Here is a 17,612-nt window from a genome sequence, read left to right as displayed (position 1 = left end):
GGGAGGTTGGGTTGGGATTAACCCCCTCCCAACCTCCCCCTTGAAAAGAGGGAGGAGCTTTTTCTCTATCTCTTCTTGCTCTTTCTTAGCACTCGGTTCTCGAACCTTAGCTTTTTCCGCTTAATGACTAAACTGAGGCCCCAGTCCGAGATTCCAGAGAATAACCGAGCCGGCAATAATCGATACCAGTAGAACCAGACCGCAGGTCACAATGGAGCTGGAATAGATAAACCCGCGCTCTTCAGGAATATGCATCAAAATTGGAACGCCGGTATATAGCAGATACACCGAGTAGGCGATCCCGATTAGGCCTGCAATCATCAGGAACCACACTTGTGGGTAAATGGCTGCAATACTGACCATGAACAGCGGCGTTGCCGTATAGGCGGCAAGTTCAAGTGCCTGAGTATAGGTCGGTGTCGAACCAAATGTATGGCTCATCCAATAAGTAAGGTAGGCGAGAGCAAAGACACCGGCAATGAGCGCAAAATACATGGCAACAGACATGCCTAATGCACTGGATTGGGTGAGGAAGATTGGTTCACCGACACCTATTCGCCAGCCGATGAAGACACTGGAGATAAAGGCAAAGATCGGTGGCAGCAAGGCGATCAACAAGATATGAGAAAGGCTGCTTTGGAACCCTTCATGTTCCTTGTCAATGGTACGCCACTCTTGTTTAGGGTGTGTATACAGCCCAAATAAATGTCCCAGAATCATAACGTTTCCCCGTTATCTTGTGCGATATTCCGCACGATAAGATTAATGGTTCAAAGAACACTTTCCCCAAAACTCGATTGTGCTCTTAGTCCTTACTGAACAGGACAATTAGGAGTCCTTGGTATCAAGTGTTATTGGCTCCTACGCCTTGAAAAAGGGCAGCCAATTGCTCTGTTCAGTCTATTAACGTTTAGTCGGGGTTATCAGGCTTGGCAAGAAATTGGTACTCACCAGCCGGACATTCCGGCTGGAGGTGGAAGAACTTTCTGGTAGGGATTATAGCTTGAAGTATTCGCTGGCGAATTCAATAAACAGACGCTGTTTTTCTGGCTGGTAATCGCGGTGGTTATAGAGAAGGTAGACTTCTCGTGGGTTGGCCGACCAGTTTTCAAGAATACGGACCAGCTCACCCGTGGCGATATATTTTTCCAGCATCACATCCGGCATCAGTGTGATACCAAGGCCGCTTGCACATGCCTTACGCACCACATTAAGCTGATTGGCCTCAAAACGCCCTCGTTCATTTACTGTGACTGTCTCGCCGTTACTGTCGGTCAGGCGCCAGCGAAGCAATGGCTTGCCTTTGAGCAGGGAGTGATGGTGGAGATCCTGGGCATGCTTGGGCTCGGCGTTATTTCTTAGGTAGTCCGGGCTGGCGACCAGGATGTCCTTGACCGAATTGATGCGCCGGGCAATCAGTGTTGAATCGCGCTGCGGACCGACACGAAAAATAACATCCCAATCTGTCGGATCAAGCTGCTCCGGCTCGCTGCTCATATGCAGTTCAATACTGATCGCCGGATGATCCTGCATAAACGCATTTAGCATTGGTTGCAGCATCACTTTGGTCAGGTTTGACGGAGCGGCAATTTTCAGCTTGCCAGCCGCTCCCTTGCACTCTTCGCTAATGTGCTCGGTAGTATCGACCAACTGTTGCAGCAGAGGGCTACAATCATCATAGAATTTTTGTCCGGCCTCTGTCAGTGAAAGTTTTCGCGCGTGACGGTTTAACAGGCGAATGCTTAGGCACTCTTCCAGGGCTTGGATCCGTCGTGTTAATGTGGCAACTGGAACCTGAGTTTTACGGGAGGCGGCAGTATAGCTGCCGTGTTCAACAACCATACGAAACAAATTTAAATCGTCAAGCTTCATAGTCATACAATCACTGAAAACTAATAATCGGAGAATGGTATAACAAATTGTGCTATGAGGTGTCACTATCGTAACAAGTTTTGCTGTAAATCAATATCAACATAGTTCTACCTACTAAAAACGGCGATCTTTATGCCTTGAGAAGGTTAATTTTTGAAGTAGGTTGCATAATCCAATAATTTACGGGCTGAAAGCTGTGATAGTTATGACGGAATAATAATTCCGGCCTATGCTTTTGATAGATTGGTTAGCAATTCGAGTTTTCATGCACACGCATTCTGATAAATCCGTATGTCGTCCTGAGCACACTCAGGCAAAAGATAATCATCATTCATGGAGGGCACAACCTTTGCTTGAGGATAAAGATGTTCTCGTGGTTGAAGATGATCCTGTTTTTCGCAGAATGATCACTGGTTTCCTTGAAAGCCAGGGCTGTAAAGTGCGTGAAGCTGAAGACGGGCTGGCAGGGTTACAAGCGTTAAGAGATAGTATTCCCGATGTGCTGCTTTGTGACTTGGCAATGCCGGTATTGACCGGGATGGAGTTTGTCGAAGAAATCTCCGTACAGTACCCGATGGTGCCGATTATTGTCATTTCTGGCACCGGTGATATGGCTGATGTTGCCACGGCGCTTCGCCACGGAGTAAAGGATTTTCTGGTCAAGCCACTGGATAACATCATGGTGCTGAAGTCAGCCATGCTGTCCGTTTTGAAATCCCAAGATTCCGTGACGGAAAACCGAGATTTTTCCAGTCAGTGGTTTGGGATAGGCGATGATAGCTGTGTCGATGAGGAGCTGGAATGGCACATTGAAGAGCTCAAGGCCAACCCGAGGGCTGCTCGGGAACTGCTGCTGGGTTTGATGCCGGAGACAGAGTCCAAGCAGGGAGACTGGCAGTTGAGTTATTGTGTTCTGCAGTCGACCGATGTCCAGCCTGTACTACTGGATTATACCTGGCTTATGGATGGGCGTTTGGCCTTCTACCTTGTCGATTCGTCAACAGATAACGACAATGGCACCGCGACCACCTTGCTTATTCGGGCGTTCTTTAATGATTTTCTACGTACCCGGATGGCCGATGAACATGATATCCGCAGCTTGATTCAATTGATTGAAAAAGGGATGAAGCATTCAGGTTATGCCGCGCCGATCAAAGCCCTGTTTGGCATTTTTGATGCTTGCGACAAGAGCTTGTCTGTCACATCAACAGGCTTGGCTGCAATACTGCAAACCAGTGAAGGTAATAAAGAGCTGGTTGCTCAGCCTTGGCTTGGTAAGAATGCCTACCAGAATGACACTATCCATTTGCCGCTTTCCGAGTCCGGAGGTCGACTCTCTCTCAGTGAAATTGGTTCGGCCAGTTTCAGCCTTACTCTAAAGCGGTGTGGTTTTTAAGTGCGGGTCCTGGTTCCTGGGAAGAAAGGTGCTTAGGAAGAGCAGGAGCTTGACACTTCCTGGGGGCTTTTGAAGATTTCTGAACCTAGAACCTAGAACCTAGAACCTAGAACCTAGAACCTAGAACCCAAAAACAAAAAAGCGAGAACTCACTGTTCTCGCTTTTTGCTATTACCTAGACCTAGACCTAGACCTAGTTACTCATATTTTTATGCTTCAACAGGTTTCGCGTCTGTAGCTTCTTCTTCGACAACTTTACCTTCTGCACCGTGCATCCAGCGGATAAGCTGATTTGAGCAAAGTAGTAGCAGTACACCAGCAATTGTTGCTGCAATTGCAATACCACTGAAGATAGCCATTGGACCTGCTTCACCTACTTGTGAACCAATGATACCGGCTACATAGTTAGCAATTGCGTTAAAGCCGAACCATGCACCCATCATCAAAGAGGCAAGGCGTAGCGGGGCAAGTTTGGTTACCATTGACAGGCCGATTGGTGATAGGCAAAGCTCACCCAGAGTGTGGAAGAAGTATGCACCTACTAGCCACATCATTGATGTCTTAACAGTAAGATCGCCACCTTGCTGCATAACCGCACCGATCATGCATAGGAAACCTATTGCAAGGAAGAAAAGACCCATCGCAAATTTAATTGGTGAGCTTGGCTCTTTAGGACCCATTTTCACCCAGATAGAAGCGATGATCGGAGCAAGCGTGATCACAAAGAACGGGTTCAGAGACTGGAACCATGCTGCTGGTACTTCAAAGCTACCAATCATACGGTCAGTATATTGCTGAGAGAAGATGTTCATCAGACCACCGGCTTGTTCGAAGCCAGCCCAGAAAATAACCACGAACAGACCCATGATCATGATAACTTTCATGCGATCGCGTTCTTGCTTGGTTAGCGGCTCTTGTTTACCGGATTTGTTCATCGCGGCAGCACGCTTGGCAGCTGGCTCTTTACCGATATTACCCAGTAGACGCTCAGCAAATACCATCTGAGTAATCAGGCTGATAACCATACCGATACCGGCAGTCAGGAAGCCTGCCTTCCAGCCGTACGCAGCTGAAGCAGCACCGGCAATAATACCCGCAAGCAGTGAACCAAGGTTGATACCCATGTAGAAGATAGTGAAAGCGCCGTCACGACGGTTATCACCTTCTTCGTACAGGTCACCGACCATGGTTGAAATGTTCGGCTTGAACATACCGTTACCAATGATCAGCAGGCCAAGACCCAGGTAGAAAGCAGTCACTGAGTGCGGGTCGACCATGCTATTTGGTAGTGCCAGTGTGAACTGGCCGAGAGCCATCAGGATACCACCAATGATGATAGAGCGGCGCTGACCGAGGAAGTTATCGGCAATCCATCCACCAATTAGAGGAGTGATGTAGACGAGACCGGTGTAGATGCCGTAGAGGTTGAGTGCGTCTTGAGTCGACCAGCCAAGGCCGCCGTTGATGGTTTTATCTGTCAGATAAAGTACCAAAATCGCGCGCATGGCATAGTAAGAAAATCGTTCCCATAGTTCTGTACCAAACAGTAGAAACAAACCTTTAGGGTGGCCAAGCAATGTACCACTTCTCAGATTGCTCATAATTATTCTCTGTGTTGAATTGTATGTGTGATTGCAAATTCGGCTCTTTTTATAAAGCACAAACTTTTAAACTGCAAATTTTCACATTTGCAGAACAAATGAAAAACAATGTAAACCTTTGATTTGTCAGTGGTTGCATATCATTTGGTCAAAAATGAAATCTCAGATTTACACGGCTCGTTTGGTTTGTTGTGTTGTCTTTAATGCTCATTCTGGTGCTTTATATTGATCTGGTCTTTTATGCTAGCTTTTAATGTTGCATTTTTGTGTTTTTAATGGTTGTTACAATTGTGACGGGCTTGAAGAGAGAATTTGATGTGATATCAATCGCTTTGGAATAAGTTGTTCTTTGTTTATCAGTACTTATAATTTAGGGAGTGTTTCAGTTGGCGTGAATTAGGCTAAGAAAATTATGAAAGATTGGTACCTCCTATATTGTAAGCGCAGCGAGCAGGAGCGCGCAGTGATCAATCTTGATCGCCAAGGTGTTGAGTGTTACTACCCTCAGGTGACAGTGCAAAAAATTGTCAGGGGCAAGCGAACGGAATGTTCCGAACCTCTGTTTCCGGGTTATATGTTTGTGTATTTCGACCCGGAAGAGATCAGTTATACCACCATTCGCTCAACTCGCGGAGTGGCGAGCTTTATTCGCCAGGGTGCCAAGCCCCAGACTGTTCAGCCGGACCTGATCTACGGCTTGATGATGAATGAAGACAGTGAAGAGCATCAGGTGAAACTGTCAAGCTTGCCTCAGCCAGGTGAAAGCCTGAAGTTGACCCAGGGTCAGTTCAAGGGTATCGAAGCCATTTACCAGGAGCCTGACGGCGAGAAACGTTCGTTTATGCTGATTAACCTGCTGGGTAAGCCAGTGAAAGTTAGTGTTCAAAATGAAGATATTGTGAAGAAATAACTGGCAGTGTTTACTGCCAGAGACAGTGTCGATAGTTTAACCACAGTTTGTTATAGTTTGCCCGATTATTGATTAATGGAATTAAGAATGCCTAATACTTCCCCTGTTCGTAAAGCGGTGATCCCTGTCGCCGGTCTCGGTACGCGTATGTTGCCTGCAACTAAGGCGATCCCGAAAGAAATGCTGCCAATCGTCGACAAGCCGCTGATCCAATATGTGGTGAATGAGTGTGTGGCGGCAGGTATCAAAGAGATTGTGCTGGTTACTCACTCTTCAAAAAACTCGATTGAGAACCATTTTGATACCTCTTTCGAGCTGGAAGCAACATTGGAAAAGCGTGTTAAGCGTCAGTTGCTTGATGAAGTACAGAGCATTTGTCCTAAAGATGTCACGATTATGCATGTTCGTCAGGGACAGGCAAAAGGTTTGGGTCATGCTGTCCTTTGCGCCCATCCGCTGGTGGGAGACGAGCCGTTTGCTGTTGTTCTGCCTGATGTCATTTTGGATGATGCGGCGAGCGATCTGCGCAAGGAAAATATGGCCGCGATGGTATCGGCATTTAATGAGACCGAGGTGAGCCAGGTTATGGTTGAGCCTGTGCCAATGTCAGAAGTGTCGAGCTATGGTGTGGCAGATATCAATGGTTCAGAGCTGAATCCAGGTGAATCTGCGCCAATGACCAAGGTTGTTGAAAAGCCGGATCAGGAAGAAGCGCCGTCAAATCTGGCAATCGTCGGCCGCTATGTATTGCCAGCAGAGATTTGGGGACTGCTTGAAAGAACGCCTGTTGGTGCCGGTGATGAAATTCAGTTGACTGACGCCATTGATATGCTGATGGAAACCAAGCAAGTCAATGCTTTTCATATGTCAGGAAAGAGTCACGATTGCGGAAGCAAGCTAGGCTACATGCAGGCGTTTGTTGAGTATGGTATTCGCCACGAAGCCCTTGGTGAAGATTTTAAAGCTTATCTGAAAGACGTGGTTAAAACGCTCTAAGTAGCGAGTTTCAGGAAAACAGGCTCCAGACTCAAAAAAGCGAGAGGTTTACACCTCTCGCTTTTTTTATATTCGACTTGCGCACCTTGATATTATCTTTAGACCCTAGATCTTTAGTCCGAATGATACTGCTCACAGGCGAGCAGGGTATTTTCAATCAATGTGGCTACTGTCATGGGGCCGACGCCTCCTGGGACCGGAGTAATGTGGCGGGCTTTCTCACGGGCGATATCGTACTCAACATCACCGACTAGCTTGCCGCTGTCTAGTCGGTTGATACCGACATCCATGATGGTTGCGCCTTCTTTGATCCACTCGCCCGGAATGAAGTTAGGTTTGCCGACGGCGATAATCAGGATATCGGCTTGACGAATATGCTGCTCCAGGTTTTTGGTAAAGCGGTGGCAGGTTGTTGTGGTGGCGCCTGCAAGCAACAGCTCAAGGGTCATCGGCCGGCCAACAATGTTTGATGCACCGACAATAACGGCGTGCTTACCACGAACGGCGATGTTGTATCGTTCAAGCAGTGTCATTACGCCTTTGGGCGTGCAGGAGCGGAGCTTAGGGATACGCTGACACAGGCGGCCGACATTGTACGGGTGGAAACCGTCGACATCTTTCTCCGGATCGATTTGCTCAATGACCTTGGTGGTATCTATTCCGGCAGGCAGAGGTAACTGAACTAAGATGCCGTCGATTTCTTTATCATTATTGAGTTCATCGATCAGGGCCAGTAGCTCAGTTTCGGATGTTGCAGCCGGCAGGTCGAATGACTTAGAAATAAAGCCGACTTCATCACAGGCTTTACGCTTGCTGCCGACATAAATTTGCGATGCCGGATCCTGTCCAACAAGCACAACGGCTAAACCAGGGGCACGCAAACCCGCATCCACTCGTGCTTTAACACGGGCAGCAACTTCTTGTCGAACGGTTTGGGAGATGAGTTTTCCATCAATAATTTGAGCGGCCATGATTATCCTTTGGGCTGTAGTTAACGGAGCTTTCACATTGTCGCAAAGAATGTGACCAAGATCCATAGCGCAAACGTTTGCTTTATTCCTTTTTAGGCAATACACATGCCTTTTTTTCACAAGCACATGGTTGAAGCAGAATCGACGGATTGGGGCGTGTAGATGAATAGGTTGCTGCTAGAGATACGTTGAGGGCTGCAAAATGGCAGTTAATTACTGAAATTAATGCAAATTGTTGTTACTTTGAGCACTTGGTAGGAAGGGGGGCGAAATTCGGAGAAAAAGCGTTGACGTGACTGTCAGGGGACGTATAATCCCGTCCCGTAACTTATCGTTACATATAATGATGCGCCCTTAGCTCAGTTGGATAGAGCACGTGCCTTCTAAGCATGTGGTCGCAGGTTCGAATCCTGCAGGGCGCGCCATTTCCTCTCTTGATTTATCTCCTTGCGTTCCGATTTAGTAAGTTCACTCTTAGCCTGAGAGGCTTTTACTGCGTTACTGATTTATCACTATCGGATGACTCGCCCGGAATTGTTACCGGTTTTTCCTGTGCCGCCTTGGTGGTGTGCAGGTTGTCCGCCAATCTCCTGAATCAATAGTGCTTGTAGTGCAGCCATTTCCCTTGGGTTTGATGGGTGCCAGGAAGCAATGACCTTCGCTTTATTCCTTTTCATATCGATATCCTTAACGTTGAGCAACATATCCTATTCCATTATTGCTAACGCACATGATATCTCTGATGGTTTGCACCTATTGTGCTCATTGTTGCTTATTTAGAATCTTTTTGATCATTTCATTTAAAGGGACCACTCAGCAGTGCTCCAGTCTGAACATAAAATCGGCATTCATGAGGCATTTGGCGCTGATATTCCAATTCTTTGTCAAAAAAACAGAAAAGGTAGGGAGATTTTTACAGTTTCTCCTTGAAAATGGATTTTTTGCCCCTATCTTGTGTGAAAGGTTTGATTGCGGTTGGGCTGACTCGTCTCGACGACAGCGCTTCAGCTCGCTATAATACCGCGTTTTAATTTCTGGCTTCGTGGCTCTAAGGCCAAATAGATACAGAAATTATCAGAATTAAGGCGTTATGGTTTTTGCCTTGTCGTAAGCCATAACACGAAAGGATGCCACCGTCAGCATATGACTGATCGGCAACATCACTCAGAGAATGCTGAGTAAGTTTTGAGGTTAAATAAAATGCAAGTTACCGTTGAAACCACTGAAGGCCTAGAACGCCATCTAACTATCACAGTTCCTGCTGCTAACATTGAAGATGCAGTAACAGCTGAACTGAAGAAAATTGCTAAGAATCGTCGTTTCGATGGTTTCCGTCCAGGTAAAGCTCCGCTGAAAATGGTTGCTCGTATGTTTGGCGCTTCTGTTCGTCAAGACATCCTTGGTGAAGTGATGCAGCGTCACTACATCGAAGCAATTGTTAAAGAAAAAATCAACCCAGCAGGCGCGCCTACTTTTACTCCAGTTGAAATCGCTGAAGGTAAAGATCTAGTATTCAAAGCGTCTTTCGAAGTATTCCCAGAGATCGAACTAGCTGGTCTAGACAAGATCACTGTTGAAAAGCCAGCAGTAGAAGTTAAAGACGAAGACGTTGAGACTATGCTGGACACGCTACGCAAGCAGCAGGCAACCTGGTCTGAAGTTGAAGAAGCAGCAGTTGCAGACAGCCGCGTAACAATCGACTTCACCGGTTCTGTAGACGGCGAAGAATTCGAAGGCGGTAAAGCAGAAGGTTTCGCTCTTGCAATGGGCCAGGGCCGTATGATCCCAGGTTTCGAAGACGGTATCGTTGGTAAGAAAGCGGGCGACGAGTTCACTGTAGAAGTGACTTTCCCAGAAGAATACCACGCTGAGAACCTAAAAGGTAAAGCAGCGTCTTTCGTAATCAAACTACACAAAGTTGAAGCACAGGAACTACCTGAGCTAACTGAAGAGTTTGTTTCTAAGTTCGGTGTTGAAGACGGTTCTGTTGAAGGTCTGAAAGCTGAAGTTCGTAAGAACATGGAGCGCGAGCTTAAGCAAGCGGTTAAAGGTCGTATCAAAGACCAGGTTCTTAACGGCCTAATCGAGCAGAACGACATCAACGTTCCTGCAGCGCTTATCGACCAGGAAATCAACGTTCTGCGTCAGCAGGCAACTCAGCGCTTCGGCGGTGATGCTGCAAACGCACCTGAACTACCACGTGAACTGTTCGAAGAGCAGGCTAAGCGTCGTGTTGTAGTTGGTCTGCTTCTAGGCGAAGTGATCAAGTCAGAAGAGCTGAAAGCGGATGACGAGCGTGTTAAAGCGCTGATCTCTGAAATGGCTTCTGCATACGAAGATCCAACAGAAGTTGTTTCTTACTACGAGCAGAACGAGCAGATGATGAACAACATGCGCAACGTTGCTCTAGAAGAGCAGGCGATTGACGCACTTCTAGCTAAAGCACAGGTTTCTGACAAAGAAGTTAGCTTCAACGAGCTAATGAACCAGCAGCAGCCTGCAGCTTAATTTGCTGAAATTACTGTAGAGATTTGACTTTGTTTCAAATCTTCTGCTAACAATGGTCCGTGTGAGAGTAATTTCATTCGGGCCATTTATTTTAGGGAAATAACGTTATGAGCTACCAAGACAACAACGCCATGTCGCCAATTATGAACGCGCTGGTACCTATGGTGGTCGAGCAGACTTCTCGTGGTGAGCGTTCTTACGACATCTATTCCCGACTGCTAAAAGAGCGTGTGATTTTTCTGACCGGTCAGGTAGAAGATCACATGGCCAACCTAGTGGTTGCGCAGCTTTTATTCCTTGAGTCTGAAAATCCAGACAAAGATATTTTTCTATACATCAACTCACCGGGTGGCTCGGTAACTGCCGGCATGTCAATTTATGACACCATGCAGCACATCAAGCCAAACGTGAGTACTTTCTGTATGGGTCAGGCTTGCTCAATGGGCGCCTTCCTGCTGGCTGGCGGTGCGCCGGGCAAACGTTTCTGTCTGCCTAACTCGCGCGTGATGATTCACCAGCCGCTAGGCGGTTTCCAGGGCCAGGCTTCTGATATTCAGATCCATGCTCAAGAAATTTTAACTATCAAGAAACGACTAAATAATCTGCTTGCCGAGCACACAGGCCAGCCGCTTGAGGTGGTTGAGCGCGATACAGATCGTGATAACTTCATGTCGGCAGAGCAAGCAGTCGAGTACGGCTTGGTAGATGCAGTTTTGAGTAACCGTGACTAACTCTGTTTTTGGCTCCGTGGCACAGGTTTGCTGAGACGCGGAGCAAAATGATAAGAGTTGTTATACACTCAAAACAAGGCAATGATGGGTTGAGACCCAAAAAGAGGTTAGCGAATGACAGATAAGCGAAAAGAGAGTGGTAGTGGAAAACTGCTGTACTGCTCTTTCTGCGGCAAAAGTCAACATGAAGTTCGCAAGCTGATTGCTGGCCCTTCTGTTTATATTTGCGATGAGTGCGTTGATCTATGCAACGATATTATTCGCGAAGAAATTAAAGAAGTGATGCCGAAGCGAGACGGCAGCGAACTTCCAACGCCACAGGAAATTCGTGCGAACCTGGATGATTACGTTATTGGTCAGAACCATGCGAAAAAGGTACTGGCGGTAGCGGTGTACAACCATTACAAACGTCTTCGAAATGGCGACACCACCAGCGACGGTGTTGAGCTGGGTAAGAGTAACATTCTGCTGATCGGCCCGACCGGTAGTGGTAAGACTCTACTGGCTGAAACACTGGCTCGTATGTTGGATGTACCGTTTACTATGGCTGATGCAACCACGCTGACAGAAGCGGGTTATGTCGGTGAAGATGTAGAAAATATCATCCAGAAATTGCTACAGAAGTGTGATTACGACGTAGCAAAAGCAGAACGTGGTATTGTATACATTGATGAAATCGACAAGATTTCACGTAAGTCAGACAACCCGTCGATTACCCGTGATGTATCGGGTGAAGGTGTTCAGCAGGCCTTGCTGAAACTGATCGAAGGTACTGTTGCCTCTGTTCCGCCACAAGGTGGCCGCAAGCACCCACAGCAGGAGTTCTTGCAGGTTGATACCTCTAAGATCCTGTTTATCTGTGGTGGTGCATTTGCCGGTCTGGATAAAGTGGTTGATCAGCGTGTAGCAACCGGTACAGGTATTGGCTTCGGTGCCGATGTTCGTTCTAAAGACGAGTCGCGCACTCTGAGCGATCTGTTTGAACAGGTTGAGCCGGAAGATTTGGTTAAGTACGGTCTGATCCCTGAGTTCATTGGTCGTCTGCCTGTCACGGCGATCCTGAACGAACTGGACGAAGATGCACTGGTGCAGATCCTGCGCGAGCCGAAGAACGCATTGACCAAGCAGTATGCCGCATTGCTTGAGCTGGAAAATGTCGAGCTTGAGTTCCGTGATGATGCGCTGGTAGCGATTGCCCGTAAGGCAATGGAGCGCAAAACTGGTGCTCGTGGTCTACGTTCTATCGTGGAAGCTGTCCTGCTAGATACTATGTACGAACTTCCTTCTGCAGAAGGCGTGAGCAAAGTAGTCATCGATGAATCAGTCATCAAGGGTGAGTCCGACCCATTGCTGATTTATGAAAACACAGAAAATCAAGCAGCTGGCGCTGAGTGATTGTGTAATTACTGCTCATAATGTTGAAAAAAAGGAGGCTTTTGCCTCCTTTTTTATTTTCTGTTACTTATCCCGTTGAATCTTTCTGCTTTACCCCCATATACTCAGTAAAGAGATTGAACGGAAGAGAGAAGAATATGAACCTGGAGCGTTCGGAACGCCTTGAGATCCCCGTTCTGCCACTACGAGATGTGGTGGTCTACCCTCATATGGTTATTCCATTGTTTGTAGGCCGGGATAAATCTATTCGTTGTCTTGAGTCGGCAATGGATGACAATAAGCAAATTTTGTTGGTAGCCCAGAAAGAAGCGGCTACCGACGAGCCTTCGATCGACGACCTGTATGATGTCGGTACGGTTGCCACTATTCTTCAGTTGTTGAAGTTGCCTGATGGTACGGTGAAAGTGCTGGTTGAAGGCCAGCAGCGTGCCAAGGTTGAAAATCTACGCGATGATGAGTTTTTCACTGCCGACGCAGAGTTTCTTGTAACCCAGGAGATGGACGAGCGTGAGCAGGAAGTGCTGGTCCGTACGGCGATCAACCAGTTCGAAGGCTTTATCAAGCTGAACAAGAAGATCCCGCCGGAAGTGCTGACGTCGCTGAACGGCATTGATGAAGCGGCACGCCTTGCCGACACCATTGCTGCGCATATGCCGCTTAAGCTTGCCGATAAGCAGAAGGTGCTAGAAATCGTTGATATCACGGAACGCCTCGAGTTCCTGATGGCAATGATGGAATCTGAAATTGACCTGCTGCAGGTTGAGAAGCGCATTCGTGGCCGCGTCAAGAAGCAGATGGAAAAGAGCCAGCGCGAGTATTACCTCAACGAACAAATGAAGGCTATCCAGAAAGAGCTGGGTGAGCTGGATGATGCCCCGGATGAATTCGAATCTTTGAAGAAGAAGATCGAAGAGTCGAAAATGCCGGCTGAGGCGCGTGAAAAAACCGAGCAGGAACTGCAGAAGCTGAAGATGATGTCGCCGATGTCAGCGGAAGCGACGGTTGTACGCGGCTATATCGACTGGATGCTGAGCGTGCCATGGCATAAGCGTTCTAAGGTGAAGAAAAACCTGGCCAAGGCAGAAGAAGTCTTGAATGCCGACCATTATGGTCTGGAACGTGTTAAAGAGCGTATTCTTGAGTACCTGGCGGTTCAGAGCCGTATCAACAAGCTGAAGGGACCTATTCTATGTCTTGTTGGTCCTCCAGGTGTCGGTAAAACCTCGCTGGGGCAGTCTATTGCCGCCGCAACAGGCCGTAAGTACGTGCGTATGGCACTGGGTGGTGTGCGTGACGAGGCGGAGATCCGTGGTCACCGTCGTACCTATATCGGCTCTATGCCGGGCAAGCTGATCCAGAAAATGGCCAAAGTGGAAGTGAAAAACCCGCTGTTCCTGCTGGATGAGATCGACAAGATGTCATCGGATATGCGCGGCGATCCATCGTCAGCTTTGCTGGAGGTACTTGATCCTGAACAGAACAATGCGTTCAACGACCACTACCTGGAAGTTGATTACGATCTGTCTGACGTGATGTTCGTGGCGACCTCGAACTCAATGAACATTCCGGGGCCGCTCCTTGACCGTATGGAAGTGATCCGTCTGTCGGGTTATACCGAAGACGAGAAACTCAATATTGCCAAGCGCCACCTGCTGGAGAAGCAGATCAAGCGCAACGGCCTGAAGCCGGGCGAGGTTGAAGTCGATGATTCAGCCCTGATCGGCATTATTCGTTATTACACCCGTGAAGCGGGCGTGCGTAGCCTGGAGCGTGAAATCTCCAAACTATGCCGTAAGGCAGTCAAAGAGATCCTGCTAAACACTGACACCAAGACGGTGACGATCACTCAGGAAAACCTGAAAGCTTACCTGGGCGTCCAGCGCTTCGATTACGGTAAAGCTGAAGAGAACAACCGTATTGGTCAGGTAACCGGTTTGGCCTGGACGGAAGTCGGTGGTGATCTGCTGACGATTGAAACCGAGTCGATGCCGGGTAAAGGTAAGTTTACCTACACCGGCTCGCTGGGGGACGTGATGCAGGAGTCGATCCAGGCGGCAATGACCGTTGTACGTACCCGTGCCGAACGTCTTGGCGTGGCTGCAGACTTCTACGAGAAGCGTGATATTCATGTTCACGTACCAGAAGGCGCAACACCGAAAGACGGTCCGAGTGCGGGTATTGCGATGTGTACGGCGCTGGTATCAAGTCTGACGGGTAACCCGGTACGCGGTGATGTTGCCATGACGGGTGAAATCACACTGCGTGGTGAAGTATTGCCGATCGGTGGCCTGAAAGAAAAACTGCTGGCCGCACACCGAGGGGGTATCAAGACGGTACTTATCCCGAAAGAGAATGAGCGTGATTTGGAAGAGATCCCAGATAACGTGATTGCGGATTTGGTCGTGCGTCCGGTGCGTTGGATTGATGAGGTGCTGACCGTTGCACTGCAGAATAATCCGACAGGCATTGAGCTGGTTAACGCCCAAAACAGTGACATGCAGCAAAGTTAAGTAAAGAAAAGACGCTTTCAGGTACAAAAAGCCTTGTCAGCGTTTTTTTGTATCGCTATAAGTTAGGTCTAATTCGCTGTAAGCTCAATAATATCAATGCTTACCCGTATCTCAGGTGTTCTGTGCCGGTATAATTAGGCCTGATACATTTTTTTTGTCCGTTGCAAGTTTTAAGCTTGTTGACAAGGTGGCTTGCGGACAAGGTTCATAGAGGGGATGAAATCGTGAACAAAACTCAGTTAGTTGATAAAATTGCTGAAAATGCAGATATTTCTAAAGCGTCAGCTGGTCGTGCTCTGGATGCATTCATTGACGCTGTTTCAGACACCCTGAAAACAGGTGATCAGGTTGCGCTAGTTGGTTTCGGTACTTTCTCTGTTCGTGAGCGTGCAGCACGTACCGGTCGCAACCCACAGACAGGTGAAGAAATCCAGATTGCTGCTGCGAAAGTACCTGGCTTTAAAGCGGGTAAAGCGCTTAAGGATTCTGTAAACTAATAGTGGGCATCGGCCCGCTGTTTGTATTGAACAAACATCGATGCGGGTTGTCAGACTTACTGACAACTTGGCATGAAATGAGGGCGCATCGAGTTGATGCGCTTTTTTTACTTTGTATCAGGGTGAAATTTTCAGTATCTAGTGCCTATTGGCTAGATACCCGAAGGCATTCTTCACAACCACAGTGCCAGATCGAATGAGTAGGAGATACGGCAGATTATGATGGAGCGTATGCGCGAAGGCGCTAGCAGCATTTGGGTCAAGATCATTCTTGGCTTAATTATTTTATCTTTTGTTTTTGCTGGTGTGGGTAGTTACCTTGCCGGTGGCAGTGAGCAAGCCGCTGCAAAGATTGATGATCGAGAAATCAGTCAGCGTGAGTTCGAGCAGGCCTACCAGAATGAGCGTAACCGTATGCAGTCTCAGCTTGGTGAGTACTTCACAACGTTGATGGGCGATCCGGCTTACGTACAGCAGTTCCGTCGTAGCGTGCTTGATCGCATGGTCAATGATGTACTGGTTGAGCAACGCGCCAAAGAGCTTGGTTTGCGTATCAGTGATGAGCAGATCCGTAGCTCGATTGTCTCAATGCCTGAGTTCCAGCGTGACGGTAAGTTTGACAACGAGGTATACAATACCTTGCTTCGTCGTTCTGGTTTCACACCGGAAATGTTTGCCGAGTCAATGCGTACAGATATGCTGCGTCAGCAGCTACTGACTGCGATCCAAGGCAGTGATTTTGCATTGGGCAATGAGCTGGCGGCACTGACCAAGCTTGAGAAGCAGCAGCGTGTTATCCGTAGCCTGACTCTGGATGTGGCTGAGTTTCAGAAGAACGCGGATGTTTCTGAAGAAGCAATCCAGGCTTTCTATGATCAGAACCCACAGATGTTCACGCGCCCTGATCAGGTCAAAGTGGCTTACATCGAGCTGTCGGGCGAGGGCCTGAAAACCACGCTGGATATCTCTGAAGATGATGCAAAAGCTTTTTACGCAGAGAACCAGGCTAAATTTGGCACAGCCGAGCAGCGCCTTGCTAGCCATATCCTTATCCAGGGTGACAGCAGTGATGCAAAAGCGAAGGCTGATGCCCTGCTGGCTGAGCTAAACGGCGGAGCGGACTTTGCCCAGTTGGCCGAGTCGTCTTCTGACGATACGTTCAGTGCCAAAGAAGGCGGTAAGCTAGATTGGTTTGAGCGCGGCGTGATGGATCCGGCTTTTGAAGATGCGGCATTTGCATTGAACAAAGGTGAAATATCTGCCGTTGTCCAGACCTCGTTTGGCTACCACATCATCAAGCTAGACGATATCAAGGCTTCTAAGGTTAAGCCATTTGCTAATGTGCACGATGAAATTGTTGCCGAGCTTCGTGAGCAGCGTGCGGCTGAAGAGTTCTATGACCTTCAGACTCAGCTGGCTGAGACAGCGTTCGAAATGCCAGATTCATTGGACGATGCTGCAGCGGCTGTGGATGCAGAAGTGCAGACAACTGATTTCTTCGCCCAGAACGATGCGCCAGGCGTATTGGCTAACCCTGCAGTAATGCAGGCGGTATTTAGCCCGGAAGTGCGTGAAGATGGCCTGAACTCTGATGTGATTGAGATCGGTCCAGAGCATGTCGTTGTCGTACGTGTCGAAGACGCTCGTGATGAGATGGTGCTTCCTTTCGACGAAGTCTCTGACTCTGTTAAGCAGCAGTTGGCTGCTCAGCAAGGCGAGCAGGCTGCACAGGCAAAAGCTGACGAGATCATTGCAGCGCTTCGTGATGGCAAGACAGACATCCTGGAAACAGAGTCTCTTAGCTTCTCTGATGCGCAAACCATCAGTCGTTCTGGTGCTGACCGTATGGTTGCCCAGGTTGCCTATGGTCTAGCCAAGCCTGTCGATAGCAAGGCAGTTTACGGTATGACGCGTGACATGTCCGGCAATGTGCTGATTATCGCTTTGGATGAAGTGATTGAGGCGGATGTTGAGCAGGTTGCATCAGACAGCCAGTTAGCCACTCAGGTTGAGCAGATGAATGCACAGCAGGATGTAATGGCAACGCTGAAAGTACTGCGAAACACTGCTGAGGTTAGTTATCCAACTCTGGATGCACCAGCAAACTAATTGTAATTTAGCAATTCGTTAACGGGCCGCCATTGTGCGGCCCGTCGTTTTTCTGTCATATCATTATTCATTTCTATTTACCTCCTTTCCTCTCGTTTTAAGCTAATTACCGCAGA

At 48.1% G+C, this 17,612-nt stretch carries 14 protein-coding genes and 1 tRNA gene; 10 read left to right on the top strand and 5 right to left on the bottom strand.

The genetic code is table 11. The annotated features are described in order from the left end of the window. Positions 1–120: 120 nt before the first annotated feature. The gene (locus EIZ48_RS03125) at positions 121–720 is read right to left on the bottom strand and encodes a Yip1 family protein (RefSeq protein WP_160648658.1); all 600 of its coding nucleotides are present in this window, start codon (positions 718–720) and stop codon (positions 121–123) included. A 276-nt stretch (positions 721–996) separates the two neighbouring features. After that, on the bottom strand, positions 997–1,872 hold the full coding sequence (locus tag EIZ48_RS03120; RefSeq protein WP_160648780.1) for a LysR family transcriptional regulator: 876 nt from the start codon (positions 1,870–1,872) through the stop codon (positions 997–999). A gap of 349 nt (positions 1,873–2,221) precedes the next feature. On the opposite strand from EIZ48_RS03120, the gene EIZ48_RS03115 reads away from it, so the two are divergent. Next, positions 2,222–3,268, top strand: coding sequence for a response regulator (locus tag EIZ48_RS03115; RefSeq protein WP_160648657.1), 1,047 nt, complete (start codon positions 2,222–2,224; stop codon positions 3,266–3,268). Positions 3,269–3,477: 209 nt separating this feature from the next. On the opposite strand, the gene EIZ48_RS03110 is transcribed toward EIZ48_RS03115, so the two are convergent. Further along, entirely contained in the window at positions 3,478–4,869 is a 1,392-nt protein-coding gene (locus tag EIZ48_RS03110; protein WP_160648656.1) for a peptide MFS transporter, read from the bottom strand. Positions 4,870–5,281: 412 nt separating this feature from the next. On the opposite strand from EIZ48_RS03110, the gene rfaH reads away from it, so the two are divergent. Next, on the top strand, positions 5,282–5,779 hold the full coding sequence (rfaH, locus tag EIZ48_RS03105; protein WP_160648655.1) for a transcription/translation regulatory transformer protein RfaH: 498 nt from the start codon (positions 5,282–5,284) through the stop codon (positions 5,777–5,779). 87 nt (positions 5,780–5,866) lie between these two features. Further along, positions 5,867–6,775, top strand: a complete 909-nt coding sequence (gene galU, locus EIZ48_RS03100; RefSeq protein ID WP_160648654.1) for a UTP--glucose-1-phosphate uridylyltransferase GalU — start codon at positions 5,867–5,869, stop codon at positions 6,773–6,775. A 113-nt stretch (positions 6,776–6,888) separates the two neighbouring features. Here the strand turns inward: galU and folD are convergent, their stop codons facing one another. Continuing rightward, positions 6,889–7,746 (bottom strand): bifunctional methylenetetrahydrofolate dehydrogenase/methenyltetrahydrofolate cyclohydrolase FolD, encoded by an 858-nt coding sequence (folD, locus tag EIZ48_RS03095; protein WP_160648653.1) that lies wholly within the window; start codon positions 7,744–7,746, stop codon positions 6,889–6,891. A 348-nt stretch (positions 7,747–8,094) separates the two neighbouring features. Here folD and EIZ48_RS03090 point away from each other — a divergent pair. Further along, positions 8,095–8,171 (top strand) — tRNA-Arg (locus EIZ48_RS03090). 87 nt (positions 8,172–8,258) lie between these two features. Here EIZ48_RS03090 and EIZ48_RS29035 read toward each other — a convergent pair. Beyond that, positions 8,259–8,423 carry a hypothetical protein gene (locus EIZ48_RS29035; protein WP_175577521.1) on the bottom strand — a complete coding sequence of 55 codons (165 nt, stop codon included), beginning with the start codon at positions 8,421–8,423 and terminating at the stop codon, positions 8,259–8,261. Positions 8,424–8,946: 523 nt separating this feature from the next. Here EIZ48_RS29035 and tig point away from each other — a divergent pair. The 6 genes from tig to ppiD all read left to right on the top strand — a co-directional run bounded on the left by tig (position 8,947) and on the right by ppiD (position 17,496). Further along, positions 8,947–10,254: a trigger factor gene (tig, locus tag EIZ48_RS03085; RefSeq protein ID WP_160648652.1), complete on the top strand. Its 1,308-nt coding sequence runs from the start codon at positions 8,947–8,949 to the stop codon at positions 10,252–10,254. A gap of 107 nt (positions 10,255–10,361) precedes the next feature. Continuing rightward, positions 10,362–10,985, top strand: coding sequence for an ATP-dependent Clp endopeptidase proteolytic subunit ClpP (clpP, locus tag EIZ48_RS03080; RefSeq protein WP_075764148.1), 624 nt, complete (start codon positions 10,362–10,364; stop codon positions 10,983–10,985). A gap of 114 nt (positions 10,986–11,099) precedes the next feature. Next, on the top strand, positions 11,100–12,380 hold the full coding sequence (gene clpX, locus EIZ48_RS03075) for an ATP-dependent protease ATP-binding subunit ClpX (RefSeq protein WP_075764150.1): 1,281 nt from the start codon (positions 11,100–11,102) through the stop codon (positions 12,378–12,380). Positions 12,381–12,517: 137 nt separating this feature from the next. Continuing rightward, complete coding sequence (lon, locus tag EIZ48_RS03070; RefSeq protein ID WP_075764152.1) at positions 12,518–14,890, top strand: endopeptidase La; 2,373 nt, start codon at positions 12,518–12,520, stop codon at positions 14,888–14,890. A 224-nt stretch (positions 14,891–15,114) separates the two neighbouring features. Beyond that, positions 15,115–15,387, top strand: a complete 273-nt coding sequence (gene hupB, locus EIZ48_RS03065) for a nucleoid-associated protein HU-beta (RefSeq protein ID WP_075764154.1) — start codon at positions 15,115–15,117, stop codon at positions 15,385–15,387. Positions 15,388–15,606: 219 nt separating this feature from the next. Then, complete coding sequence (ppiD, locus tag EIZ48_RS03060) at positions 15,607–17,496, top strand: peptidylprolyl isomerase (protein WP_160648651.1); 1,890 nt, start codon at positions 15,607–15,609, stop codon at positions 17,494–17,496. Positions 17,497–17,612: the final 116 nt, after the last annotated feature.

The sequence above is a fragment of the Photobacterium alginatilyticum genome (genome assembly GCF_009910675.1).
GTDB classification, from domain to species: domain Bacteria; phylum Pseudomonadota; class Gammaproteobacteria; order Enterobacterales; family Vibrionaceae; genus Photobacterium; species Photobacterium alginatilyticum.
Note: the sequence above shows the minus strand (reverse complement) of the source record. Positions and strands in the feature narration are given on the sequence as shown.